Origin of the sequence: Caulifigura coniformis (genome assembly GCF_007745175.1) — a bacterium.
Lineage (GTDB): Bacteria > Planctomycetota > Planctomycetia > Planctomycetales > Planctomycetaceae > Caulifigura > Caulifigura coniformis.
In genome coordinates this window covers 4,197,719-4,222,246 of the sequence record NZ_CP036271.1, presented here as the reverse complement: position 1 = coordinate 4,222,246, position 24,528 = coordinate 4,197,719, and the positions used below count along the sequence as shown (strand labels likewise).

Sequence of the window (24,528 nt, the reverse complement as noted above, 5' to 3'; positions counted from 1 at the left end):
ATCCACAATCAGGAGAGATGATTCGATGGCTGCAGGTCCGAAGATTCTGGTGCTCGCGGGAAGCGTGAGGAAAGCGTCGTTCAATCGCCGGCTGGCGAGTCTGGCGGCCCATGCGGCCCGTGCCGCGGGCGGCGACGTCACCCACCTCGACCTCGCCGACTATCCGCTCCCCCTGATGAACGAAGACCTGCAGGCGGAGCAGGGCGTTCCCAAGCCCGCCCAGGCCCTGAAGAAACTGTTCGCGGAACAGGACGGCCTGCTTCTCGCCTGCCCGGAGTACAACAGCGGGATAACGCCGTTGCTGAAGAACGTGATCGACTGGGTCTCCCGCAAGGAAGGGGATGAGCAACCCCTCGTCGCCTATCGCGGCAAGGTGGTTGGCCTGATGAGCGCTTCTCCATCCCCCTTCGGCGGCATGCGGGGCCTCGTCCAGGTGCGATCGATCCTTGGAAACATCGGCGTTCTCGTGCTGGCTGACCAGGTGCAGGTTCCGAAGGCGCACGAGGCCTTCCAGCCAGATGGGACTCTCAAGGACGCCGCCCTGGCGGGGCGCGTGACATCGCTGGCCCAGTCCGTGGTCACCATCGCCGGCAAGCTCACGGGCTAAGCCTGCGCACATTCGTCTGCTGCAGGAGCGGCTTCCTGTCTGCCGATGGGATGATCCCTGTCCCCGACAGCCCCTTTCGGCTTCTGTGTCGCCCGGTCCCGCAGTATCATCCCCCTTTTCACAGACAACTCTGAGCGGAAGCGCTGTCCACGACGTCCATGAGCATTGAATTCAAGCTGCCGAGCATTGGGGAAGGGATCACCTCCGCGGACGTCGCGCAGATCATGGTCCAGCCCGGTGATTCCATTGAAGCCGGCCAGGTCGTGATGGAGCTCGAGACGGAGAAGGCGGTCGTCGAACTCCCGTGTCCCCATGCGGGAAAACTGGAAAAACTGCTCGTTAAGACCGGCGACTCGATCAAAGTCGGCCAGTCGATCATGACCATTGAAGCGAACGGCGCCGCTGCCCCGGCCAAGGCGGGCGGAGACAAGAAGCCCGCTGCCAGCGCCCCCGCCAAATCGGAAGCTCCCAAGTCCGAAGCGCCCAAAGCCGCCCCGAAGCCGGCCGCCGAGAAGCCCTCCGGCGCGACGGGACCGATCGAGTTCACCGTCCCCAGCCTCGGTGAGGGCGTGAGCCAGGCGGATATCGCGGAACTGCTGGTCAAGGTGGGTGACACGCTGACGGCCGGGCAGATGGTCGCGGAACTGGAGACGGAAAAGGCCGTCGTCGAGCTTCCCTGCCCACACGCCGGCAAGGTGACGGCCATTCACGTCAAAGCTGGCGACACGGTGAAGGTCGGCGCGAAGTTCCTCACCGTGGAAGGCTCGGCTGACAGCGCTCCCGTCAAGACGGCGCCCGCGCCGTCGTCATCCGAATCGAAGGCTGCGCCGGCGAAGGCCCAGCCCGCTGCCGAAAAACAGCCCCCCGTCACGCCGACGACCACGATCACCGTCGCCGAGACGAACGGGGCCGATGCGAACCGCGCTCCGGCCCCGGCCGCTCCCTCGACCCGCCGCCTCGCCCGCGAATTGGGGGTCGACCTTCACGAGATTGCAGGGACTGGTCCTGGTGGCCGCATCACGACGGACGACGTGCAGGGCTACGTTCGGAACCGGCTGAAGGGATTGAGCGTTCCGGCCGCAGGAAAGCAGCAGGCCCTTGCGCCGATGACCGGGTCGATCGCCCCGCCGCCGCTCCCCGATTTCTCGCGGTTCGGCCCGATCGAGCGGCAGGCGCTGAGCAAGATCGGCCGCGTCGCCGCCGAGAACCTGACGGTTTCCTGGAACGTCATTCCGCACGTCACCCAGCACGATCTGGCGGACATTACCGATCTCGAAGCCGCGCGTAAGCGTTTTGTGGCCGGCCTCGGCAAGAACGGTCCGAAGATCACGATGACGGCGATCGTGATCAAGGCGCTGTCGACCTGCCTGCAGGCGTTCCCGAAGTTCAACGCCAGCCTTGATCCGATCACGACCGAGATCGTTTTCAAGAAGTACTACAACATCGGCTGCGCGGTCGACACGGAGAACGGCCTCGTCGTCCCGGTCGTGAAAGACTGCGACACGAAGAGCATCCTGCAGATCGCGGCCGACGTGAACGGGCTGGCCGAGAAAGCCCGCGACCGCAAGCTGACGGTCGATTCGATGCAGGGCGCGACCTGCACGGTGACGAACCTCGGCGGCATCGGCGGCATCGGCTTTACGCCGATCGTGAACTATCCGGAAGTGTGCATCCTCGGCATGTCGCGGTCGCAGATGCAGCTGCGGATGAATGACGGCAAAGTGGAAGAGCGGATGATGATGCCGCTGTCGCTGTCCTACGATCACCGGGTGATCAATGGGGCCGACGCCGCGCGGTTCCTCGTCGCCCTGTGCAACATGCTGTCCGATCCGTTTTCCCTGTTGACGACGATTTAGGCCTGTATCCAAGCCGGCGGCCCCGCGGTCGTCGTGCCCTGGCGAGGTGATGCATGGACGCATACCTGTTGAGGAAGCCCCGGAGGCCCGGCATCTTCGTCTCAGCACAGTCCGCGGTGGGAGTCTTACGTAAAGGTCGCCTTGCGGCCGCGGGGCTCCTCATCGCGACGGGTCTCCTCTCCGGGTGCGCCACCCATCGCGGACAAAGTCTCGCCGAACTGCCGGCCAAGCATTCGGTCCGCGCCGAACGGATCGTCATCCACTCCGATTCGCCGATCGATCAGAAGTCTCCGATTCTCACCGAGCTAGCCGAGCTGCGGCACGACATCATGTCGACGCTCAACCTGCAGGAATCGAAGCGGCCGGTGATCGTTTACCTGTTCCGCGACCAGCAGCGGTACGCGGACTACATGCGTCAGAAGTATCCGAACCTGCCGTCGCGGCGGGCGTTCTTTGTCGGCACGACTTCCGAACTCGCCGTCTACGCCTATCACGGCGACAATCTGGCGAACGACCTCCGCCACGAATATACGCATGGCGTGCTGCATTCCTCGCTGAAGAACCTCCCGCTGTGGCTCGATGAAGGCCTCGCCGAATACTTCGAGCCCCCGCGCGATGTCCATCACGTCAACGACGAGCACGTCTCGCGACTGACGGCTGCCATCCAGGGAGGCTGGGAGCCCGATCTGCAAAGGCTCGAGCAGCTCACGGGCGTTGCCGAAATGCAGGCCATGGACTACCACGAGGCCTGGGCCTGGGTCTACACGATGCTCCAGTCGGACAACGGCGACGCATCGCTGCTAGTGGACTACATCCACTCGTGCAAAACCGATCCGTCGCCCAAACGCCTGTCCCAGGCGGTCGCGTCGACTCTGAACACCGGCAAGACCCGACTGATCGACAAGGTGGCGGCCCTTGACCCGGCGGGCTCGACGGTGGTTCCCGCGGCCTTCAGACGACCAGGCGACGAGGGCAGGGCATTCGTGGAGTAGCAGGTGCGGTCGTCACACGACGCCGCGGGAGCGGCTCAGGCGTTTGCGAACAGCGTCGAGCCCTTTGCACAGTCGCTCGACGTCACCCAGCGTGTTGTAGACGCCGAAGCTCGCGCGGACGCTGGCGGGAACCTGCAGCCAGTCGTGCAGCGGCATCGTGCAGTGGTGACCGTGCCGGACGCAGATGCCCCGCAGGTCGAGCAGGACGGCGATGTCCTGGGCCGATATGCCGTCCATCACAAAGCTGACGATGGCCCCTTTGTGCTCGGGGGCGGGCCCGAGGATCTTCAGGCCGTCGATCGCCGCCAGCCGGTCGTGAGTCGCGGTGAGCAGTTCGCGTTCATGCTGGTGAATCGCGTCCCAGCCCAGCTCCTTCACGTACTGGATCGCCGGATCGAGTGCGATGATCTGCGCAATCGGAAGTGTGCCGGCTTCAAACTTCGCTGGCGCCTTGGCCCACGTTGATCCCGTCGTGCCGACGGTGGCGATCATGTGCCCGCCGCCGAAGACCGGGTCCATCGCGTCGAGCAGCTCGGCTTTCGCATACAGCACACCGACACCGGTCGGCCCGTAGAGCTTGTGCCCCGAGAAGACGAGAAAATCGATTCCGTCGACGCGAACGTCGACCGCGGCATGCGGCACGCTCTGCGCGCCGTCGACGAGGATCAAGGCGCCCACTGCATGGGCGGCATGGGCCAGCTCCGCCACTGGCGGAATCGTCCCGAGCACGTTCGACATTCCCGTGACCGCGACGATCTTCGTCCGTGTCGTCAGCAACTGGTCGAGGTTCGACAGGTCCAGACGGCCATCTGGCGTCAACGGAATCCACTTGATGCTCGCGCCGGTCGCCTGGGCCGCCATTTGCCAGGGGACAATATTGGCGTGGTGCTCGAGCACGCTCAGCAAGATCTCATCACCCGGCCTCAGGAACTTCCGTCCCCAGCCTTGTGCGACGAGGTTGATCGATGCCGTCGTTCCGGCGGTGAAGAGGATCTCGTCCGCGGAACCAGCGTTCAGCAGGGAGCGGACCGACTCACGCGTCTTTTCGATGGCGTCATCGACCTCGGCCCCGAGCTGGTACACGCCACGGTAGGCGTTGGCGTACGAACGCGAGTAAACGTCGGCTTCGCGATCGATGACGACCTTCGGCTTCTGTGCCGAGGCGCCGGTATCAAGGAACGTCAGCGGCCGGCCGTCTTCCGAACGGGCGGCGAAGATTGGGAAGTCGCGCCGGACAGCTTCCGCGTCCAGTCGCCGAAGGCCACCTCCGGGCGGGGGCGTTTCACTTCGTGGGTCGCGGGTCGAGGCAGTCATCGAATCGTCGCCCGAGGGCGTGTCGTCTTTCAAGTCGTCGCACGGGCCGCCTGCGCGGCCAATGCCCGGATGCGCTGCACCATGCCGTTCATGCCGTTGCGGCGCTGAGAGCTGAGGTGTCGTTTCAGATCGAGACGCTCGAAGAGTGCGTCAGGATCAGCTTCCAGGATTTCTCCCGGCGTTTTTCCATCAAACAGGAGGAGTACGATCGCGATCAGCCCGCTCACGAACATCGAATCGCTCTGGGCGCGAATCGCCAGACGAGGCTCCGGGCCATCGTCCTGCACATCGGCAACCATCCAGACGCTGCTCTGGCAGCCGAGGACGCGGTTCGCCTCAACCTTTTCGGCTGCATCGAGTTTCGGCAGTTCCATGCCAAGATCGATGAGGAAGTCGCAGCGATCGCCCCAGTCGGGCAGATGCTCGAATTCTTCCAGCAGCTCTTCGAGAGTCATGTCCAACGCGGGCATCGCAAATTCGACCGTTTCAACAGGTTGCGCCGGGTGATTTTTCGCAGCCGGCAATGCGAAAAGTGTAGGAGGCACCGCCCCCCCCTTCAAGTCGACTCTCCACGAGCGATTTCCGATCAGGCCAGTTTTCCGAAGGCCGACTTCGCCGCCGCGATCGTCGCATCGATGTCCGCATCCGAATGGGCCGCCGAAACGAAGCACGCCTCGAACTGGCTGCAGGGGAGATACACCCCAGCTTCCAGCAGGGCATGAAAGAACTTCGAGAAGCGAGTTGTGTCGCTCCGCTTTGCATCTGTCAGGTTGTTGACCGGGCCGGCCTGGAAGAACAGCGTGAACATGCTGCCGCAGCGGGGCCCGACGGCGGGAATGCCGGCCTCCTTCGCCGCTGAAACCAGACCATCGACGAGCCGCCTGGTGACTGTCTCCAGCCGCTGGTAAAGCGCCGCGTCCTTCAACTGCTGGAGAGTTGCGATGCCGCTCGCCATGGCCAGCGGGTTTCCGGAGAGCGTTCCCGCCTGGTAGACCGGACCAGCCGGCGACACGACCGCCATGATGTCAGACCGGCCCCCGTACGCTCCGACTGGCAGGCCGCCGCCGATGATCTTTCCGAGGGTCGTCATGTCGGGCGTGATGCCGAACCGCTCCTGGGCACCTCCATAGGCCAGCCGGAATCCGGTCATCACCTCGTCAAAGATCAGGACGGTCCCCGATTTCGTGCACAGGTCGCGGCAGGCCTGAAGGAAACCCTCCTTCGGAATCACCAGTCCCATGTTGCCAACGACTGGCTCGAGAATGATGGCCGCCAGCTCCTTGCCGCGGGTCTCGAAGAGGGCTGTCAGCTGGTCGATGTCGTTGTATTCGAGGACGATCGTGTCGGCCGTGCATCCCTCAGGAACGCCGGGGCTCGACGGATGGCCATGCGTCAGCGCGCCGCTGCCGGCCTGAACCAGCAGGCTGTCGACATGGCCGTGATAGCACCCGGCGAACTTCACGATCAGGCTGCGCCCTGTGAACCCGCGAGCGACGCGAATGGCACTCATCGTCGCCTCGGTGCCCGAATTCACCATGCGGACTTTCTCGATCGACGGGACCGCGTCGACCACCATCCGCGCCAGTTCCGTCTCGATTTCCGTCGGTGCGCCGAAGCTCGTTCCGGTCTCCAGGGCCGACTGGATGGCCGCAATCACGGCGGGATGCCGGTGTCCGACGATGTGCGGTCCCCACGATCCGACGTAGTCGATCAGCTGGTTGCCATCGATGTCGTAGAGGTACGCTCCTTCACCGCGACGGATGTAGGATGGATGGCCGCCGACGCCGCCGAACGCGCGGGCAGGGCTGTTGACCCCTCCGGGAATCAGAGTCTGGGCGAGTTCGAAAGCAGCTTTGCTGGCAGCGCGGGACATCAGGATTCCATGACATGGGGGGATCGACGAATCGTCATTGGAATGCCGCCATTGAGCAAGCGAACGCGGGCAGGGAAGTGAAGCGTCCACGGCCTTCCTTCTACGACTTCCCGTGCATGGGAATCGCGCAAGATGCCTCGTGGGGGTCGCTTGAATCCCCCTATCCAACCTGCCATAACTGCCCGCCAATCGAGCACCTTCGTCACTTTCTGGTGCTCGACTCTCTCTGCAGGGCGTGCCTGAGGGCGCGCTGTTGCAGATATCCATGATGGACAACGAGAGTGGCGATGGCTCCCCAGTTGGCTGCTCGAACGCTGGAAGAGTACCTGTCGCAGTGGTCCCGTCTCGGGCCCACCGGCGCTTCTCTCGTCGCTGCGATCATTCACACGGCGCTGATTGGCCTGTTCTTCGGCCTGCCCGCGTTCGCCTTCATCTGGGCGGAACGCAAAGTTTCCGGTCGCATCCAGGACCGTCTCGGCCCGACCCGCACCGGCGGCCGTTTCGGCTGGCTGCAGTCGCTGGCGGATGGCATCAAGCTCGTCTCCAAGGAAGATCTCGTTCCGGCGGCCGCCGATGCGATGCTCTTCCGCGTCGCCCCTTATATTGTCGTCGTCGCCAGCTTCGCCGCCTTCCTGGTCATGCCGTTCAGCGACGGCTGGACCTCGCAGGCACTGGAAGTGGGTCTCTTCCTCGGGCTGGCCATCCTTTCGCTCGAGGTGCTGGGAATCATTTTCGCCGGGTATTCGAGCGGCTCGAAATGGTCGCTGTTCGGCGGGATGCGCGAAGCGGCCCAGATGGTGAGCTATGAGGTTCCGCTCGGAATCACGGCCGTCATACCGGTCGTGATCGCCGGCTCGATGAACCTTAATGAGATCGCCAACCTGCAGTCCGGGTGGGCCACCAACTGGTTTATCTTCCACGATCCGTTCGCTTTCCTCGCCTTCTTCGTCTTCTTCACGGTCACGCTCGCCAGCAACAAGCGGGCGCCGTTCGACCTCGCCGAAGCGGAGAGCGAACTGGTTGGTGGTTTCCACACTGAATACAGCGGAATGCGCTGGTCGTTCTTCTTCCTCGCGGAATACGCGAGCATGTTCTTCGTGAGCATGCTCGGGATCATCCTGTTCATGGGAGGCTGGTGGACCGGGATCGCTCCGATTGACCAGGCCGTCGCCAGCACGCTCGGTGGCTATCCGCTCCGCGTCCTCGGCTTCCTCGTGCTGATGGTGAAGTCCGGAATCCTCGTGACGGCCCAGATCTGGGTCCGCTGGACGCTACCGCGCCTGCGCATCGACCAAGTGATGACCACCTGCCTGAAGTATCTGGTGCCGATCAGCTGCTTCCTCTTCCTGGGAGCAACGGTCTGGCCGATGGTCCTGATCGCCGCCACCGGCAAGCCGACGCTCCTGCCGGCCGACCCGATCGGGGTCCGGGTCGCCAAGGCTCACGATCCGCTCGGGACGTCGCCGCCGCCTCGCCGGCCGGTCGCGTCTCCTTCCTCACAGGAGGGTGGGGAATAATGGAAAAGATCATCTTTGCGATTTACGCACTGGCAGCTTGCGGCGGCGCGATTGCCGTTGTTGTCAGCCAGAACGTCGTCCGGATGGCCTTCTGGCTGATCATTTCACTCGGATCGGTCGCCGGTCTGTTCTTCCTGCTCAATGCCGACTTTGTCGGGGCCACGCAACTGCTGATTTACGTGGGCGGGACGGTGGTCCTGCTGATCTTCGGCGTGATGCTGACCGCCAGCGGCCCGATGCTGACGATCAGATCGGCGCCGGGGGAAACGGTTCTCGGAGGCCTCGCGGGCCTGGCCGTCCTCGGGATGCTGGTTTTCGCCACCCTGGGCGTCGACTGGAACGCCAACCGTGACAAGCTCCTGGCGAAGACCGCGCCGGCCGCATCAAATGTCGAGAGTTTCCGCTCGCCCGAGGAAGGGCAGACGGTTCGCAAGCTCGGCTCGGCGCTTCTCGGCGTGCGTTTCGACCGCGACCTGAAACCGGGGACCCGTTCACTCAGCACGGGCTACCTGTTGCCGTTTGAAATCATTTCGATCCATCTGCTCGTCGTCCTGGTCGGGGCGTCCTATCTTGCCCGAACGAAGCGACGCCGCGCCGGCTCGACGCCTTCAGACTCGTAAACCGCAGGGTCCGCGACCCCAACCGTCGCCTCCCGTTCCGATATCCATTCCTCCAGACAGCCAAGGCGCGATGAACGACGTCGGACTCACGCCGTATCTCCTCGTGGCAGCCGTGCTGTTCGTCTGCGGCATCGTTTGCATGGCCAGCAAACGGAACGGCATCGGCGTCCTCATGGGCGTCGAACTGGTGCTGAACGGTGCGAATATCAACTTTGTCGCGTTCGCGAAGTACGGCCTGCTCGGGATGGATGGCCAGGCGATCTCCATGTTCGTGATCGTTCTCGCCGCGGCCGAAGCTGCGGTCGCCCTCGCCATCGCCCTCAACTTCTACAACAACCACCTGACCATTGACGTCGATGAGGCCAACCAGCTGAAAGGCTGACCGCGCTCCCCAATTCCGTCCCGCGTCCTCGCGGGCACGAGGCAACGTCTTCAAAACATGACTCCAGAACAATTCCTCGCGACCGGAACGACGCTGAAGTGGCTGCTGGGTTTTGCCTGGCTGATGCCGCTGGCCGGATTCTGCGTGGAGATTTTCGCCGGCTACTGGAGCAACCGCCGCAGCAAGACCGCCGCATGGCTGTCTGTCGCCTGCATCGGCTGCGGCTTCCTGCTCAGCCTCGGAGCGTTCATCACCTGGGGCTCGGCGACGAAATGGGGCGCCCTCGCCGCTCCCGCCAGCCATGACGACCACGCGCACGGCCATGAAATGGCCGTCGTTCGCGGCCAGCAGCCAGACGCCGGGGCCGTGCCACATACGCACGGCCCAGGCGGACACTCCCATTCCCATGGCGACCACCAGCACACCCACGGCGATGCCGCCGCCCACGCCCCTTACAGTTACGCCTTCTCAGGAAAGTTCTACAACCTTGCCGCTTTCGGCAGCCTGGTGATCGACATCGATTACTACATCGACAGTCTCACTATCACCATGTTCATGATGGTCACCCTCATCGCAACGTGCATCCACGTTTTCGCGACCGGGTACATGAGCGACGAACTGACCGACGACTACGAAGACCACGAAGTCCACCTGTCCGGCGGTCGGCATTTTCACCGCCCCGGCCGGTACTACCGCTTCTTCGCGTTCCTGTCGCTGTTCTGCTTCTCGATGCTGGGCCTCGTTCTCGCCGGCAACATCTTCCAGGTGTTCATTTTCTGGGAACTGGTCGGCGTCTGCAGCTATTTCCTGATCGGGTTCTACGTCGAACGGAAATCCGCCAGCACCGCGGCCAACAAGGCGTTCATCATGAACCGCGTGGGGGACTTCGGATTTCTCATCGGGTTGATGGTCCTGTTCACCTGGTTCGGCACGTTCAAATTCGCCGATACCGACCCGGAAACTGTCGGGCAGGCCGGACTCTTCCAGATGCTGCGGGACCATGATGGCAAGCTGGACATCGAAGGATCGGGGCTCGATCGAACCGTCTACCTGCAGAATGGAGCAGGGGGCCGGTGGGTCGACAGCCATTCCCGGCAGCCCCGCTTCATTCCCTACTGGCTACTGACGATCGCAGGCCTGGGCGTGTTCGCCGGCTGCATTGGCAAGAGCGCCCAGTTTCCCCTGCAGACGTGGCTTCCCGACGCCATGGAAGGGCCGACTCCCGTCTCCGCGCTCGTCCACTCGGCCACAATGGTCGCCGCGGGCGTCTACCTCGCGGGGCGTTTCTACCCCATGTTCGTCCCGGAAGTGCTGCTGGTCATCGCCTATATCGGTGTGATCACTCTCTTCATCGGAGCCACGATCGCCATCGTCGTGACCGACATCAAACGCGTCCTGGCGTATTCGACGATCAGTCAGCTCGGCTACATGATGCTCGCGCTCGGCGTTGGCGGCTGGTTCGCCGGGCTGTTCCACCTGATCACGCACGCCTTCTTCAAGTCGCTGATGTTCCTCGCGTCCGGCAGCGTGATCTACGGCTGCCACCACGTGCAGGACATGCAGCAGATGGGTGGCCTCCGGAAGAAAATGCCGTGGACGGCGGCGGCCATGCTGGTCGGGGTGATCGCCATCGGCGGCCTCGCCATTCCAACGCCCTGGTTCGCCCTGGCCTTCTCGGGATACCACTCGAAAGACGCCGTTGTCGCCACCTCGCTGGCGTTCTTCTCGCTGAACCAGCACCACCTGCTGCTGTTCGTTCTGCCGCTCGTCACGGCCGGCATCACGTCGTTTTACATGTTCCGCCTGTGGTTCATGACATTCGCCGGCAAGCCGCGCGATCAGCATGTCTACGACCACGCTCATGAATCTCCGCGAGTCATGGTCGTTCCGCTGATCGTTCTTTCGCTCTTCGCGATGGGATGCGCAATCTACGGAGAAAACGGACCTCTGGCCCGCATGATTCTCGCGAGCGAACCGAGCCAGGTCGCTCCCGGCCTGGCCGCCACTGGCTCCGTGCCGTTCAGCCTGCCCGGGCATCATCACGTCCACGAAAAGCATTCGACCGCCGGCATTCTGGCGTTGCTCGCAGCGGCCACCGGCGCGTTCCTGTCGTATGCCTTCTACGGGGCCGGATGGGTCAACCCCGGCGCCATCAAGGAACAGCTCAAGCGCCTGCACGCCTTCCTGACGGACAAGTGGATCTTTGATTCGACCTACGACGTCATGTTCGTCCGGCCCGCTCACGTCGTCGCACGGTGGGCCCAGTCGTTCGATCGATCGGTGCTCGACTCGCTGCTGCACCGCACGTCGAAATCGATGGTCGATGTGGCGAAGTGGGACCGGAAGTTCGACGAATCCGTCGTCGATCGTCTGGTCAATGTCGTCGGTGACCTGACCTTTTCAGCTGGCCGTTCCATCCGGGGACTTCAAACCGGCCGACTTCGACAGTACGTGATGTTCATTGCCTTTGGAGTGCTGGGACTGTTCCTGGCGCTGTTTGCCTTCCTGCCGCGTGGATAGTCGGTCCGGAAGATTCAGTCCTTCGCACTCAAGAGATTGAAAACCGGCCCTGGGCCGAACAGTCATGCAAAACGACACCGCCCTGCTGAGCCTCACGATCTTCCTGCCGACGATCGCGGCGTTCTTCCTCGCCTTCTTCCGGGATGACAGTCCGGGGGCGGTCGCCGCGATGCGCATGTTCTCCGCCTTCGCGACGTTCACCACATTCCTGCTCTCGGTCGGGATCCTCTGGAGTTTCGATTCCTCCGTCGCCGGCATGCAGATGCAGGTCGCGCACGAGTGGATTCCGTCCTGGAACGTCTATTACCGGCTCGGCATCGACGGTATCAGCATGCCGCTCGTCCTGCTCACTTCCTTCATCAGCTTCCTGGCCATGCTCGCCTCATGGAGCATCACGAAGCAGGTGAAGGGCTACCTGATCCTGTTCCTGCTGCTCGAGACCGGCATGCTCGGCGTCTTCATGGCGCTCGACTTCCTACTCTTCTACGTGTTCTGGGAAGTGATGCTGCTGCCGATGTACTTCCTCATCGGCGTGTGGGGCGGACCTCGCCGCGAGTATGCCGCCATCAAGTTCTTCCTCTACACGCTGGCGGGCGGCGTCCTGATGCTCATCGCCATGCTGATGTTCTATTTCAACTCGGGCAACGTATTTGACCTGAACCGGCTGGCGCAGATTGCGGCCGAAGGGACGATGTTCAGCCCGACGATGCAGATCATCGCCTTCGTCCTGCTTTTTATCTGCTTCGCCATCAAGCTCCCCAGCTTCCCTTTCCACACGTGGCTTCCGGATGCCCACGTCGAGGCCCCCACGCCCATCTCGATGATCCTGGCAGGCGTGCTGCTGAAGATGGGCGGCTACGGCATCATCCGCATCGCCATGCCGCTGTGCCCGTACGGGGCTCAGTACGCCGCCTACGCGCTGGTCGCCATCGGCGCGTTCAGCATCATCTATGGCGCCTTCGCAGCCCTCGCGCAGACCGACTTCAAGCGAATGGTCGCCTACAGTTCCGTCAGCCACATGGGCTACGTCCTGATCGGACTCGCCGTCTGGAAAATCAACGAAGCGACGGGCGACACTGTCGGCCCCGAATACTGGAACATGGGCGTCAACGGCGCGATGTTCCAGATGCTCGGCCACGGCATCTCCTCGGCCGGCATGTTCTTTATGGTCGGCGTCATCTACGACCGCGTTCACCACCGCGATCTCAACCAGTTCGGCGGCCTGATGCAGAAGATGCCGCTCTATAGCGGCCTCGCGATCGGTCTCTTCTTTGCGGGTCTCGGTCTCCCCGGCCTGTGCGGCTTCATCGGCGAGGTCTTCGTTGTCCTCAGCTCGTGGAATTACAGTCCGCTCCTCGCGATCATCGCGGCCAGCGGCGTCATCCTCACGGCCGGATACATCCTGTGGACCATCCAGCGGGTCTACCTGGGCCCTGAATACAAGGGGCCGCACGCGGAGGACCTCTCGGAGATGAACCAGCGGGAGACCTTCATCGCGGCAACGCTCCTGGCATTCGCCATCGTGCTGGGCGTCCTGCCGAATACGATGTTCAGCCTGATGAAGGCCTCGACCGAGAATCTCACGGCGTCGATGGCCAGTTCCTACAAGCTCCTTCACAAGGAAGAAGGGCCAAAGGTGAGCCTCGCGGAAAGTTCACCGGGGGAGTAGTCCGCCCGGGTCCTCGGAACTCACCGGGGCTTTCGCCCTCCAGTCACCTTCGCTCGCGTCCTCCCCTCCATGACAGTCACCCAACTCCTCGATCAGTTCCAGGGCGACCTTTGGCGGTCGCTTGAGATCTTCGTGCCGGAGTTGATCCTGTCGGTCACGGTGGTCCTGCTGCTGCTGTCGCGACTCTGCAACTTCGACAGGCTGCTCCCCGCCTGCTGGGTCGCCCTGCTCGGTGCCCTCGCGGCCTTCCTCGCCGTCTTCGCGCAGTTTGCTTACGTGCGAACCGGAGGAGCGATGGGGGGGCTGCACTTCCTGTCGACGATCTTCGGCCTGACGGAAACCGGCGTCGGCGCGAGTGGGCCGTATTTCACGGGACTGATGATGCACGACGCCCTGGCCGTGTTTTTCCGGCTCGGCCTCATGCTGTTCCTCGTGCTGACGATGTCCCTCACCGTGCTGACCGGCATTCCCGATCAGGAGGACGGCCCCGACTTCTACGCGCTGCTGGTCGGCTCCAGTGTCGGCATGCTCCTCGCGACGGGCGCCAACCACCTTTTGATGGCCTTCCTGTCGATCGAAATGATCAGCGTTCCCAGCTACGCGATGGTCGGGTTTCTGAAAGGGCGCCGGCAGGCCAGTGAAGCCGCCTTGAAGTATGTCGTGTACGGGGCCGGAACGGCCGGCGTCATGCTGTATGGACTCAGCCTGCTGGGCGGTCTTCTGGGAACGGCCGATTTCTCGCTCTTCGGTGAGCGATTCGGCATCGTCATGGAAGGCCAGACCTTCACCCTCTCGAATCCCACGGTCATCGTGGCCCTCCTGGGCATCGCGATGGTCTTCGTCGGCATCGCCTTCAAGCTGTCGCTGGTGCCGTTCCATTTCTGGTGTCCGGACGCCTTTGAAGGAGCCTCGGCCGAGGTCGCCGGCTTCCTGTCCGTCGCTTCGAAGGCGGCGGTATTCGCTCTGCTCGCCCGCTTCGTCACCTCCTTCTCGGGAGGCACCGAGGCGGTCAGGCAACTGTCGACCTATCTCGGCCTGAGTCTTGGCGTCATTGCGGCCTTCAGCATGACGCTCGGGAACCTCTCGGCCTACACGCAGACGAACCTCAAGCGGCTCCTCGCGTACTCCACCATCGCCCACGCCGGATACATGGTGATGGCGGTCGCCGCCCTCATGGTTTTGTCTAACGCCGGCAGCACCGCCCTGGGGGCGGGGAGCGATCTCAAGCTCGAGTCGCAGGTCGCCGTCGAGGGACTGGTCTACTACCTCTCCGTCTACCTGTTCATGAACCTGACGGCTTTCGCCGTCATCGCCTTTCTGAGGAACGAGACGTTTCGCGAAGACATCGACAGCGTCGATGGCCTGATTGCGGAAGGTCCAGCGACCAAGGTCCTGTGCATCGCCCTGATGTTCAGCTTCTTCAGCCTCGTCGGAATTCCTCCGTTCGGCGGCTTCTTTGCGAAGTTTGCCATCTTCCGCTCCACGTTCGTGGCGGGCCAGATTCACCCGCTGATGTGGGGCGTGCTCGCGATTGCCGGCCTGAACACCGTGATCAGCCTGTTCTACTACGTCCGCGTGCTGAAGGCGGTCTTTATCAATCCCCGCCCGATTGGCGAACGCAGAATCGCGACTCCCGCGGCCGCTGCGGCGTTCACGGTGCTGCTGGCCGTACCGATCATCATTCTCGGCGCTTCGCCGATCCAGGGACGCCTCAGCGAAACCGCCCGGACCGTCGCCGGCTCTCTGCTCTCCCCAACGAAATCTGAGAAGCCGCAATGATGCTGACGGCCGCCGAACCGATCCTCAACGACGTGCTGATTGCGCTGCACCGCTCCCTTCTGCAGTACATGGTCGACGCCTGGCCCTGGTCGGGGGACGAAGCCGCTTCGACCCGGGAGGCACTCGCAAGCGAAGCCGAATCGCAGGCGGAAACGGTGGAAGGCCTGACCGAACTCCTCCGCGAACGGGGGTTCCCGGTCGCCTTCGGCACCTATCCCGATTTCAGCAACCTGAATTACGTTTCGCTCGACTTCCTCCTGAAGCGCGTCGTGAAGAACCAGGAGCTGGTCGTCGCCGCCTGCGAAGCCGCCGCCGGCTCGCTGGCCGACCATCCCGAGGACGCCGAACTCGTCCGCGAGATTGCTGAATCGGAACAGGATCGATTGCGGCATCTGAAATCGCTGGGTACGGCCCCCTAGAGCACTTCCACAGTTGCTTTTCAGAGGGATGATAGGGGAAAGGATTTCTCAAGTGGTTGGCTCAATCAAGGAAGAGTCATGCCCACCCCCTACTCAATGGATTTGAGGCGACGTGTCGTGGCCGAAGTCGACCGCGGCTCTCCGCCGGCCGAAGTCGCCCGGCGATTTCAGGTCACTGAACGAACCATCTGGAACTGGCTCGCGCTTCGCAAAGAGACTGGCCAGATCACTCCCCGGCAGGGAGATGTCGGCCCGGAGTGCGTTCTGGAACCGCATCGGGAGCGGATTTTCAAAAGCGTCCAGGACGACCCCGGCCTGACGCTCGCCCAAAGGCAACGCCAACTCGGTCTGCCGGGCTGCGCGACCACTCTGTGGAATGCGCTTCGGCGCTGGGGAATCACTCTCAAAAAAAGTGCTCAAAGCTGCTGAACAACAGCGGCCGGATGTGGCTCAGAAGCGCCGCTGGTGGAACATCCTGGTGCAGTCGAAAGCCTGTCGCCGTCTGGTGTTCTTCGACGAAACCGGGGCCGACACGAAGATGACGCGACGCTATGGCTGGGGACCAAAATCACGCCGGGTCGTGGACCATGTCCCTCAAGGGCATTGGAAAACGACGACGTTCGCAGCGGCGCTCAGGGCCAGCGGAGTGATTGCTCCCCTGGTGCTGGATGGCCCGATGGATGGGGAATGCTTTCTGGCTTACGTCCGTCAGTTCCTGATCCCGGCGCTGGAGCCGGGAGACTTGGTGGTCATGGACAACCTCAGCAGCCACAAGCAGAGCGCGGTGGGTGACGCGATTCGACAGGCCGGGGCTGAGGTGTACTACCTGCCGCCGTACTCACCCGATCTCAACCCGATCGAGAAGTTGTTCTCGAAGTTCAAGACGCTTTTGCGGACGAGCGCTGAACGGACGACAGAAGGACTCTGGAACCGGATCGGAGTGCTGGTGGACGAGTTCACTCCGAGCGAATGCCTGAACTACATCCGTTCCTGCGGATACACTGCACACGAATCATGAAGTTGCTCTAGTCTAAGCATGAGAACGGATGAGCGTCTCCCTCCCAACATTGCGAGACTGCTCGTTGGGTTTCCTTTCTACGCCTGGTTATTCATCGCGATTGTCGGGGGCGTCGCCTGGTCAGTGAGCAGAAATCCTGCAGCGGCGGCGCTCGCCGTCTGCGGACGAATCGCGCTTCCTGACGTGCTGACAGCCCGTTGGCTGCTGAACTCAGATCTCAAGTTCTTCCGTGGCAAATTGCTGGCTGCGATTCACTGTGCAACCGCAGGCATGAAGCTCGCTGTTTCGACGTTGATCGGGGCCTTTATCCTGGATTTTGTTCTGATGCATGCCGCTCCAGCGTGGTTCGTTCCCGGCGCTGTGAATGTGCTGCTCGCCCCCTGTGTCTTCGGACACATCCTTTCAATCCTGCTGGGGATCCCATCAGTCCTGTGTGCACTTTTCACTGGACGAAAGGTCTGGACCTCCGGCGGGATGTTGAAAGCCGTCGCCGACGATGCCTGGCCCCCCGTTTCGCACGGCGGATTCAACTGGACGATCCTGCTCATTCTGGAATACGCCCTGTTTTCATTGGCCGTTGTCATCGCAGTCATTTACGAGAGCAGCTTCGGCCGCATTCCGTTCTGGAAACTGCGGCCGCAACCGTCCTTCGAGCTTGCCGTGTTCGCAGCGGCGTCGCTCATTATCGTTCTGGTGACCATCGTTGGGTTCACGCTGGTGAAACGAAGGATCGTCGCCGGATCACCAGCCGACTGCTGGCCGGATGACTCCGTAGCGGCCACTTTCTAGGATTCGTCGCTGCCCCGTCCGACGGATCTTTCTCAAAATGCTGATCGACACCCACGCGCATCTCGACGAAGACGCCTTCAGCGGCGACATGCACCATTGCCTTGATCGCGCCCGCGATGCGGGCGTGGGGCGGATCATCACCATCGGAACGACGCTCGAAAGCAGCCGCCGCGCGGTCGAACTCGCGGAACGCCGCCCTGAGATTTTCGCCGCGATCGGAATTCACCCCAACTACGCCAGCGCCGCCGGTGAAGACGACTGGCCCGAGCTGGTGAAGCTGGCCGCCCATCCCCGCGTCGTCGGCATCGGGGAAACCGGTCTCGACCGCTACTGGGACCATACGCCGATCGACGAACAGCGCGATTACTTTCACCGGCATCTCGAACTGTCGCGAGAAACCGGCAAGCCCTTCATCATTCACTGCCGCGACGCCGATGCGGACGTCCTGGAAATCCTGAAGAACGCGGCCGGGCAGGGGACGCTGAACGGCGTCATGCACTGCTTCTCCGGTTCGCAGGAGATGGCGGACGAATGCCTCCGGCTCGGCATGCACCTCTCCTTCGCCGGCGTCATCACGTTCAAGAAAAACGCGCAGCTCCGCGCGGTGGCCGCCGCCGCGCCGCTCGACCGCATCATGGTCGAGACCGATGCCCCGTATCTCGCCCCGACGCCACACCGCGGCAAACGCAACGAACCGTCCTGGGTGAAGTTCACCGCCCAGCAGCTCGCCGAGGCGCGCGGGGCCACGCTCGAAGACATCGCGGCCGCAACAACCGCCAACGCCACCCGGCTGTTCCGTCTCCCGGACTGAACAATCTGAAAGAGTGATCGCAGCGGCTGGTGCGCGTCTCCCGGTCGGTTCACGACTCAGGTCGTCAGCGACGCTCGCAGGGTGCCGATTCGACGGGCTGCGTCACGATGCGTGGAGCGAATGGTGTACTCGCGGCTGTTCTCTCCCGCGTGCTTCGCCTCGATCGTCCATCGCTCGCGCGGCAGGCTGCCCGGAATCCGTTCGCTCCATTCAATGAGCGTCACTCCCTCCGGATCGAACAGCTCCGCCCCGCCCATGCGTTCGAACTCTTCCGTCCCGGTCAGTCGATAGGCGTCGATGTGAACGAGCGGCAGCTCTCCGTCGTAGTGCTGCACGAGGCCGAACGTGGGACTCGAAACCGACGATCGGTCGGCATGAAGCGCGGCCGCCAGCCCGCGGACAAACCGAGTCTTACCGGCCCCCAGCGTTCCCTCGAAGGCGGCTACATCCCCTGCCGCCAGGCCTTTCGCGAGCGCCTGCGCCAGGCGATCCGTTTCCGCTTCCGATGTCGATTCGAAAACCAACGAGGCCTCGGGAGGTTCCGGCAGTGTCACGGCGCGTCATCGATGTCGGCTTGAAGGATGCGGAAACGGGCCTTGCCGATGGGCGCCCCCCCGTTATGAAACACGAGGCCGTTATAGCGGAAACCGTCGATCTCGCGGTGCGTGTGACCGAAGTAGACCGAGCGGACCCCCTGTTCGGGTCCCTGCTCAATGTCCCGCAGGTAGCACATGAGCCTTCGCACCACGAGCCGCCTCGGATGCGCTGCCCGGCACACCAGCTGGTCGATCCGCGTTTTCAGCAGCCAGTGGTACGCATCGTGTCGCCATGGGGCAGGGGTGTAATGCCGGAACGTGTCGCGGCGCCGCGTCAGCCGCTCGGCCGTCAGCTTCCGGTCGGCGGCGTCTCCGTGGAGAAACAGGCTGCTTCCCAGCCGCAGATAGAATCGATGCCAGGCAAAGTTTGGCAGTTCCTGAGCCAGCGTCGGGAGTCGGGCCACCAGTCCCTGGTGGTCGTCATGATTACCAAGCAGGAAGTGAAACCGGCACTGAGGAGAAAGGACCGCCAGGTCGCGCAGCCAGCTGATGGCCGAATCGATCGCCGCAGTCTGGTTCAGGGTCGCCCAGCGGAAATCGAAGATATCCCCGCCCAGGATGAAGTGATTCGCAGTCGCCGATGCCTGCTGCAATGCCGGGAGATGAAGATGACCGTGTGACCGGCGAGCAAAGAGATGCAGGTCGGACACAAATGCCGCTCGGGTCATCATTTCTCCGAGGTGCGCAGGCGAAGTCGGATGAGGGGCCGACTCTCCGGATTCGGCCAACAGGTTGTCCCGAATTCTACCGGCCAGCCTTCGGCAGGGGAGAGCGAAAACCCCGCGAACCTGGAACCCGTCCACACGACAAATGCCGGCCCATCGATGGTCCGTACGCTCCTCCCGAGGACATTTCACATCACGGCCGGAGCTCGTCCCAAAGCCACTCAGTGCTGGAACAAGAATTCTTTCGTGTTCAGCACGGCCCAGCCGATGTCTTCCAGGCCTGCCTTCCGATCGGGAGACGAGGCGACGTGGCTGCGGGCCGTATCGAGTTCCTGCTGCGTCGGTTTGCGACTCACGGCGGCCTGGTACAGCTCCGTCACGATCTCGTCATCCGATTTCCCGGCGGCGAACAGCTGATGGATCCGCCCCTTGGGGTCCCGCAGCTTGTTGTGCACGACCGGGCCGTTGATCATCTGCAGCGCCTGCGCCAGGTTGGTGTCTGCGCCGCGTTCGCACTGACACGTCATTTCCCGCGCGGGCTGGCCGAATGCCTTCAGGAAGTGATGGTCACCCGGAGGCTCCACCAAGTGCGTCGTCCGGGTCCCGGCCGGCACGCCCGCAAACGTCTCTGGAACCCCCGTCACGTCGCAGATCGCATCCAGCAGCGGCTCGGCCGAGAGCATTCGCGGCGTCACGTGGCTGAAGTAGAGTTCGTCATTCTTGTTAAACTCGTTGTTGCAGGCGGCGCGCTGGTAGGTGTGGCTGTTCATGATCGTCCGGATCAGCCATTTCCGGCTATACCCATGCTCGGCGAACTGCTTCGCCAGTTCATCCAGTAGCTGTGGATTGGTCGGCGGGTTCGAATCGCGAAAGTCGTCGACCGGCTCCACGATTCCGCGGCCATAGAGATGGCCCCACACGCGGTTCACCAGTGACCGGCTGAAGAACGGATTCGCCGGCGCGACGAGCCAGTCTGCGAACACTTCCCGGCGGTCGCTGCCTGACGGAACGTCAACGTCCCCGGTCAGAAGGAGATGCACCTTCATGGTCGCCCCGGTCCGCGGCTGGGTCATTTCACCTTTATTCGCGGGGAACACGACCTCATCCGTCGGCAGGGCACCGGGCTTGCGGGCGATCTGCGCGAAGGCGGCTCCGATGCCGTAATAGTTGTCCTGCGTCCAGCGTTCGAACGGATGGTTATGGCACTTGGCGCACTGAATGCGCACGCCCAGGAACAGCTGCGCCGTCGTTTCCACGGCGTCGGTCGGTTCCCTGCTGCTGCGCCAGTAGTTGGTCTCCGGATGTTCGAACGCGCTTCCCCGCGCGGTCAGCAGCGCTCGCGCAAACTCGTCCATCGGACGGTCCTGCACGACTCCCTCATAAATCCAGTTGTGGAACTTGCGAACGCCGAGCGGATTCAGTTTCGCGGTGGTCGCCCGCAGCAGGTCGGCCCACTTGAGAGTCCAGAACTGCGCATAGTCGGGAGTTTCCAGCAGTTCGTCGATCAGCTTTGCCCGCTTGTCTTCCGAGGGATCGGCGGCGAACTCCTTCGTTTCACCGAGCGACGGCAGACGCCCGGCGACATCCAGATAGGCCCGTCGCAGGAACTCCTCGTCGCTGCAGAGATCGGAAGGAAGGATCTGCAGCTGCCTGAGCTTCGCATTCACCTTCTGGTCGATGAAATTGAACTCGGGGGAATCGTTCCAGGCGAATCCGGGCACCGTCTCAAGGAACGTCACCGAGGCGGTATCCATCTTGTCGAGGAACCTCGCCAGAATCGCCGCCTCTCCGCGACCGGCGCGGGTGACGAGCCCCGCCTCATCCACCTTCGCAATCGGCTCGGCCGACGTGCTGAACATCGTGAGCGAAGTGACGTCGCGAACGGAACCGTCGCTGAAGTATCCGTTCACGATCAGCTGCTGGCGCTCTCCGGCGTCCCGGAACACGCGTTTCTTCGGAAAGACTTCGATCCGCACGAGGTCCGGGGCCGCGGGAGGGTCGAGCTTCAGGCCCTCTGCGATCCATGTGCGCAGAACCTTGTGCGCTGCATCCCCGTCCCACAGTCGCTGCCCCCCGCCATGAAACGTCTGCATCAGGGGTTTGCGGAGAATCAGGCTGTCGTCCGGGTCGGCGACGTTCGTCCGCCGTCCGCCGAATTCCGTTCGCAAGGTCAGAACGTCGAGCGGCGGGTCATAGCCTCGCAGCGACAGTCGGAAGCCTCCCTTTCCGGAAGGCGAGCCGTGGCAGGCCCCCATATTGCAGCCGGCTTTCGTCAGCGCGCCCAGCGTTTCGACTTTGAAGCTGATCGGCTGAACCGCCGTCGCGTCCCGAGTCGTCACCGAAACGAAGGCCGATTGCCCGCCGCACGAAACCGACACCCTGGCCGTCCCATCGGCGGCCGGGAGGACCAGATTCCGGTCGATCCGCACAGAGTTTCCGTCGGTGACGGTGTACGTCGCCGCGCCGGTCAGGTCGCGGACTTCGCCGTTCTCGAAGTGCCCGGTGACCAGCAGCCGCTGCTCGGACCGCGGCCCCGAAAGAACGCAGGTCTCGGGCTCGGCGGAAATACGTACCAGTCCGGCGAAGGAATCGGCCCCCTGGCAGATTCCTGCCGCGGCGACGACTAACCCCGCGCACAGGCTCGCGAGCAGTGAACAGCAATCCTTGCGGCCGACTGACATGATCCGCGCCTCGAATGGTTGGACAACACTCCAGCACTACTGAACGCTGAAGGCGGGCAGGGGAATCGTTGATGAAATCTTAGCTTCCGCCGGCGATGATGCACGGAGGATCACCTCCGAGGCCATCCCGACCGTGGCATCGGCTGCGGCGGACAACGTCAGTTCCGCTTCAACCTGATCCGCCTTCAGCACGATCTCCGGCGCCGTGACGCCCGCCGGGAGCTTCTCACACACCAGGCGGACCTCTCCGGCATACGCCGGGTTCCGCGTTACGTTCACCTTGAGCTTCAGCGTCGACCCGCGGGCCAGCATCGGAGTCGCCATTGGCACCGCGGCGAGCTGGAATGCCTCCTGCAGGCGAAGGCCCAGATTCGGCACTGCGGCCGTGGTCACCACCTTGTCTTTCTCGTGGACTCCCGACAGGGCGATCGAAAACGGCCCCTTCGCCGCCTTTTCGTTCGCGGTCAGCGTCACCACGGCTTCCGTCGCACCCGCCTCGATCGGCTTGAGTTCGGCGGTGATGTTGGCAGGCAGACCGTCCTTTTCAGGCGACGTCACCAGCTTGATGGGCCCATCAAATCCGGCCGCGCGGGTCGCGGTCACTTTCACCGTCGCCTTCAGGCTCGGCCCGAATACCACTTCCGCAGGATCGACATTCAGCGTAATCCCCCGGGCCGGTGCGACCGTGAGCACGACCGACTCCGCGAAGCGGGGATTGACCTGAGTGACCCCGCTCCAGCGGCCGCGGAGCGCGTCGACCAGCGATGCGGTTGCCTCGAACGCAGTTTCCTGGACCCTCGCACTTCCGATGATCGTCACGTCCGCAAGGCTCATTGACGCGGCGTCGGGCGTGGCGCTGATCGTCACCGTCGCCGAGTTGATGCCCGGGCCGAGACGGGCGGCCCCGGCACGGAAGCCCTGGGGCAGGCCACGAACCTCGATCTCGATCGGCCCCGGATAGTCCCGCCTCGCGGCCGTCACGACGAGCGAAGCCGTCCCGCCGGCTGGCACATTGACGGTGTCCGTGCTGGCCGACAGCGAGAATCCCGGACGATAGAGCGAGGGCACGACGCGGTAGCTGTATTGGGGACCGCCCCGCTTGTTCAGGTCGACAAGTTCCAGCGTGTAGGTTCCATCGGCAGGGAAGGTAACGTCCAGCGTTCCCTCGGACGTGCCGTTGTCATCGGCCGACGCGATCGCCTTTCCCTCAGAGTTGAGCACGCGGAACGTGAGGTCCGAAGGAGCTCCGATCTCGCGGGTGAATCCGGCGAACTGGTACCGCTGCCCCTTTGTTGCGGAGAACGTGAACTGGTCAATGTCGCCGCGATCGTCGAACCGGCCGCTGATGGAGGGACCGAGCTCAATCTGCTGCGCCTGGGGCTGGTGATTGTTCGGCTCCCGGTCGAGCACATCGTCTGCGGCGACGACCGCGAGCGTCGCAAACGCGCTCGACGAACCAGTCGAGCGTCGCGTGCTGACGGGGAACCAGTCTTCCGCCCAGTCGGCAGGGACGGCGGCCATCGCAGGCGTCGCGTCCGAACAGCTGACTCCCGCGAAGTCGACTCGGGTTGTCGATCCGCGCTTCACTGCCAGCGGCAACGCAGTGTGAACACAGGGGAAATCACCGATCCTCAGGTGGTAGCCGAACGCGTCGCCACCTGCATAACGGATGTCGCGCAGCTCCACGATGTAATCGCCTTCTTTGGCGAACGTGTAGACGAACTGCGGATCCGTGCTGAGCCCCTCGGCGTCATCGGAGTATGCCAGGATGCGTCCCTTCGCATCGTACAGGTACAAGCTGGCATCCATCGGCGAACCGAGTCGCCGGCAGAAGACCTCGAACGACACCGTCTGCCCGGCTGCCACCCGGAAGCGGTAGTAGTCCCGGCTCAGATTGTCGACACGGCCATCGACTCCGCCCGGAATCGTGAGCTCCTGGGCTGTCGCAAGCGACTGGTTTCCCCCCTTCTTCTCGACGGTCGGAAGATCGTCGATCAGGAACGGCAGGGTCGTGCTGACGCCATTCGGCGAGATCACCCGAAGGGCGTGCATTCCGAGCGGCGTCCCCGCGGGAACGTTGACGGCGAACGTGCAGTAGCCATCGGTTTTTCCGTTGTCGGGAGGAGTGTCCGCAAGGGGCATCGGGGGGCCGAAACTGGTCCACAGCCGAACGTCGCCGGCCAGCCCTTTTCCTCCGAGCGTCACCTTCAGCGTTTCGCCCGGCGCTGCCGACTTGCGAACCATCGTCGTCACGCTGGGTGGTTCCGCGGCCGAAGCGGGCCCGGCCATCGAGGCGCCTGCCATCAACAACACGGCCCGAAGACCGAGTGAGAGCCAGAACTTCCCGTGTCGCGCAGCGGGGCGGTGCTTCATGGAGGGCTCGCCTGGGCGGGATGCACCGGCCGGGTGACGGCCAGCAC

21 protein-coding genes are annotated in these 24,528 nt (G+C 63.3%); 14 read left to right on the top strand and 7 right to left on the bottom strand.

The window, feature by feature from the left end; translation table 11 throughout:
• Positions 1–25: 25 nt before the first annotated feature.
• The 3 genes from Pan44_RS17010 to Pan44_RS17000 all read left to right on the top strand — a co-directional run bounded on the left by Pan44_RS17010 (position 26) and on the right by Pan44_RS17000 (position 3,455).
• A complete protein-coding gene (locus tag Pan44_RS17010) occupies positions 26–607 on the top strand; it encodes an NADPH-dependent FMN reductase (protein WP_145031248.1) in 582 nt (193 codons plus the stop codon).
• A gap of 158 nt (positions 608–765) precedes the next feature.
• Positions 766–2,463 carry a 2-oxo acid dehydrogenase subunit E2 gene (locus Pan44_RS17005; protein ID WP_197453403.1) on the top strand — a complete coding sequence of 566 codons (1,698 nt, stop codon included), beginning with the start codon at positions 766–768 and terminating at the stop codon, positions 2,461–2,463.
• 53 nt (positions 2,464–2,516) lie between these two features.
• Positions 2,517–3,455 (top strand): DUF1570 domain-containing protein, encoded by a 939-nt coding sequence (locus tag Pan44_RS17000; protein ID WP_145031246.1) that lies wholly within the window; start codon positions 2,517–2,519, stop codon positions 3,453–3,455.
• Between the two features lie 12 nt (positions 3,456–3,467).
• Here Pan44_RS17000 and Pan44_RS16995 read toward each other — a convergent pair whose 3' ends face one another.
• From Pan44_RS16995 to hemL, 3 genes are all read right to left on the bottom strand, one after another.
• Positions 3,468–4,769 carry an aminotransferase class V-fold PLP-dependent enzyme gene (locus tag Pan44_RS16995; protein WP_145031244.1) on the bottom strand — a complete coding sequence of 434 codons (1,302 nt, stop codon included), beginning with the start codon at positions 4,767–4,769 and terminating at the stop codon, positions 3,468–3,470.
• Between the two features lie 29 nt (positions 4,770–4,798).
• Positions 4,799–5,239, bottom strand: coding sequence for a SufE family protein (locus Pan44_RS16990; RefSeq protein ID WP_145031242.1), 441 nt, complete (start codon positions 5,237–5,239; stop codon positions 4,799–4,801).
• Between the two features lie 116 nt (positions 5,240–5,355).
• Complete coding sequence (hemL, locus tag Pan44_RS16985) at positions 5,356–6,642, bottom strand: glutamate-1-semialdehyde 2,1-aminomutase (RefSeq protein WP_145031240.1); 1,287 nt, start codon at positions 6,640–6,642, stop codon at positions 5,356–5,358.
• Between the two features lie 287 nt (positions 6,643–6,929).
• Here hemL and nuoH point away from each other — a divergent pair, with 287 nt between their 5' ends.
• From nuoH to Pan44_RS16930, 11 genes are all read left to right on the top strand, one after another.
• Positions 6,930–8,159, top strand: coding sequence for an NADH-quinone oxidoreductase subunit NuoH (gene nuoH / locus Pan44_RS16980; protein WP_145031238.1), 1,230 nt, complete (start codon positions 6,930–6,932; stop codon positions 8,157–8,159).
• A complete protein-coding gene (locus Pan44_RS16975) occupies positions 8,159–8,779 on the top strand; it encodes an NADH-quinone oxidoreductase subunit J family protein (protein WP_145031236.1) in 621 nt (206 codons plus the stop codon). Before nuoH ends, Pan44_RS16975 begins: the two co-directional genes overlap by 1 nt.
• 70 nt (positions 8,780–8,849) lie before the next feature.
• Positions 8,850–9,161, top strand: coding sequence for an NADH-quinone oxidoreductase subunit NuoK (gene nuoK, locus Pan44_RS16970; RefSeq protein ID WP_145031234.1), 312 nt, complete (start codon positions 8,850–8,852; stop codon positions 9,159–9,161).
• A gap of 57 nt (positions 9,162–9,218) precedes the next feature.
• Positions 9,219–11,681, top strand: coding sequence for an NADH-quinone oxidoreductase subunit L (gene nuoL / locus Pan44_RS16965; RefSeq protein ID WP_197453402.1), 2,463 nt, complete (start codon positions 9,219–9,221; stop codon positions 11,679–11,681).
• 64 nt (positions 11,682–11,745) lie between these two features.
• Positions 11,746–13,350: a complex I subunit 4 family protein gene (locus tag Pan44_RS16960; protein ID WP_145031232.1), complete on the top strand. Its 1,605-nt coding sequence runs from the start codon at positions 11,746–11,748 to the stop codon at positions 13,348–13,350.
• Between the two features lie 69 nt (positions 13,351–13,419).
• A complete protein-coding gene (locus tag Pan44_RS16955; RefSeq protein ID WP_145031230.1) occupies positions 13,420–15,129 on the top strand; it encodes an NADH-quinone oxidoreductase subunit N in 1,710 nt (569 codons plus the stop codon).
• Complete coding sequence (locus tag Pan44_RS16950) at positions 15,126–15,548, top strand: hypothetical protein (protein ID WP_145031228.1); 423 nt, start codon at positions 15,126–15,128, stop codon at positions 15,546–15,548. The genes Pan44_RS16955 and Pan44_RS16950 overlap by 4 nt, the downstream gene beginning before the upstream one ends.
• A gap of 78 nt (positions 15,549–15,626) precedes the next feature.
• Positions 15,627–15,977, top strand: a complete 351-nt coding sequence (locus Pan44_RS28305; protein WP_145027931.1) for an IS630 transposase-related protein — start codon at positions 15,627–15,629, stop codon at positions 15,975–15,977.
• The gene (locus tag Pan44_RS16940) at positions 15,925–16,566 is read left to right on the top strand and encodes an IS630 family transposase (protein ID WP_145027933.1); all 642 of its coding nucleotides are present in this window, start codon (positions 15,925–15,927) and stop codon (positions 16,564–16,566) included. The genes Pan44_RS28305 and Pan44_RS16940 overlap by 53 nt, the downstream gene beginning before the upstream one ends.
• An 18-nt stretch (positions 16,567–16,584) precedes the next feature.
• Positions 16,585–17,355: a hypothetical protein gene (locus Pan44_RS16935; protein ID WP_145031226.1), complete on the top strand. Its 771-nt coding sequence runs from the start codon at positions 16,585–16,587 to the stop codon at positions 17,353–17,355.
• A 37-nt stretch (positions 17,356–17,392) separates the two neighbouring features.
• Positions 17,393–18,166, top strand: coding sequence for a TatD family hydrolase (locus Pan44_RS16930; RefSeq protein WP_145031224.1), 774 nt, complete (start codon positions 17,393–17,395; stop codon positions 18,164–18,166).
• 56 nt (positions 18,167–18,222) lie between these two features.
• Here Pan44_RS16930 and tsaE read toward each other — a convergent pair whose 3' ends face one another.
• The 4 genes from tsaE to Pan44_RS16910 all read right to left on the bottom strand — a co-directional run bounded on the left by tsaE (position 18,223) and on the right by Pan44_RS16910 (position 24,481).
• The gene (tsaE, locus tag Pan44_RS16925) at positions 18,223–18,720 is read right to left on the bottom strand and encodes a tRNA (adenosine(37)-N6)-threonylcarbamoyltransferase complex ATPase subunit type 1 TsaE (RefSeq protein WP_145031222.1); all 498 of its coding nucleotides are present in this window, start codon (positions 18,718–18,720) and stop codon (positions 18,223–18,225) included.
• Positions 18,717–19,433 (bottom strand): metallophosphoesterase, encoded by a 717-nt coding sequence (locus tag Pan44_RS16920; protein WP_145031220.1) that lies wholly within the window; start codon positions 19,431–19,433, stop codon positions 18,717–18,719. Before Pan44_RS16920 ends, tsaE begins: the two co-directional genes overlap by 4 nt.
• Before the next feature lie 215 nt (positions 19,434–19,648).
• Complete coding sequence (locus tag Pan44_RS16915) at positions 19,649–22,108, bottom strand: DUF1549 and DUF1553 domain-containing protein (protein WP_145031218.1); 2,460 nt, start codon at positions 22,106–22,108, stop codon at positions 19,649–19,651.
• Between the two features lie 36 nt (positions 22,109–22,144).
• A complete protein-coding gene (locus Pan44_RS16910; protein ID WP_145031215.1) occupies positions 22,145–24,481 on the bottom strand; it encodes a PPC domain-containing protein in 2,337 nt (778 codons plus the stop codon).
• Positions 24,482–24,528 lie beyond the last annotated feature (47 nt).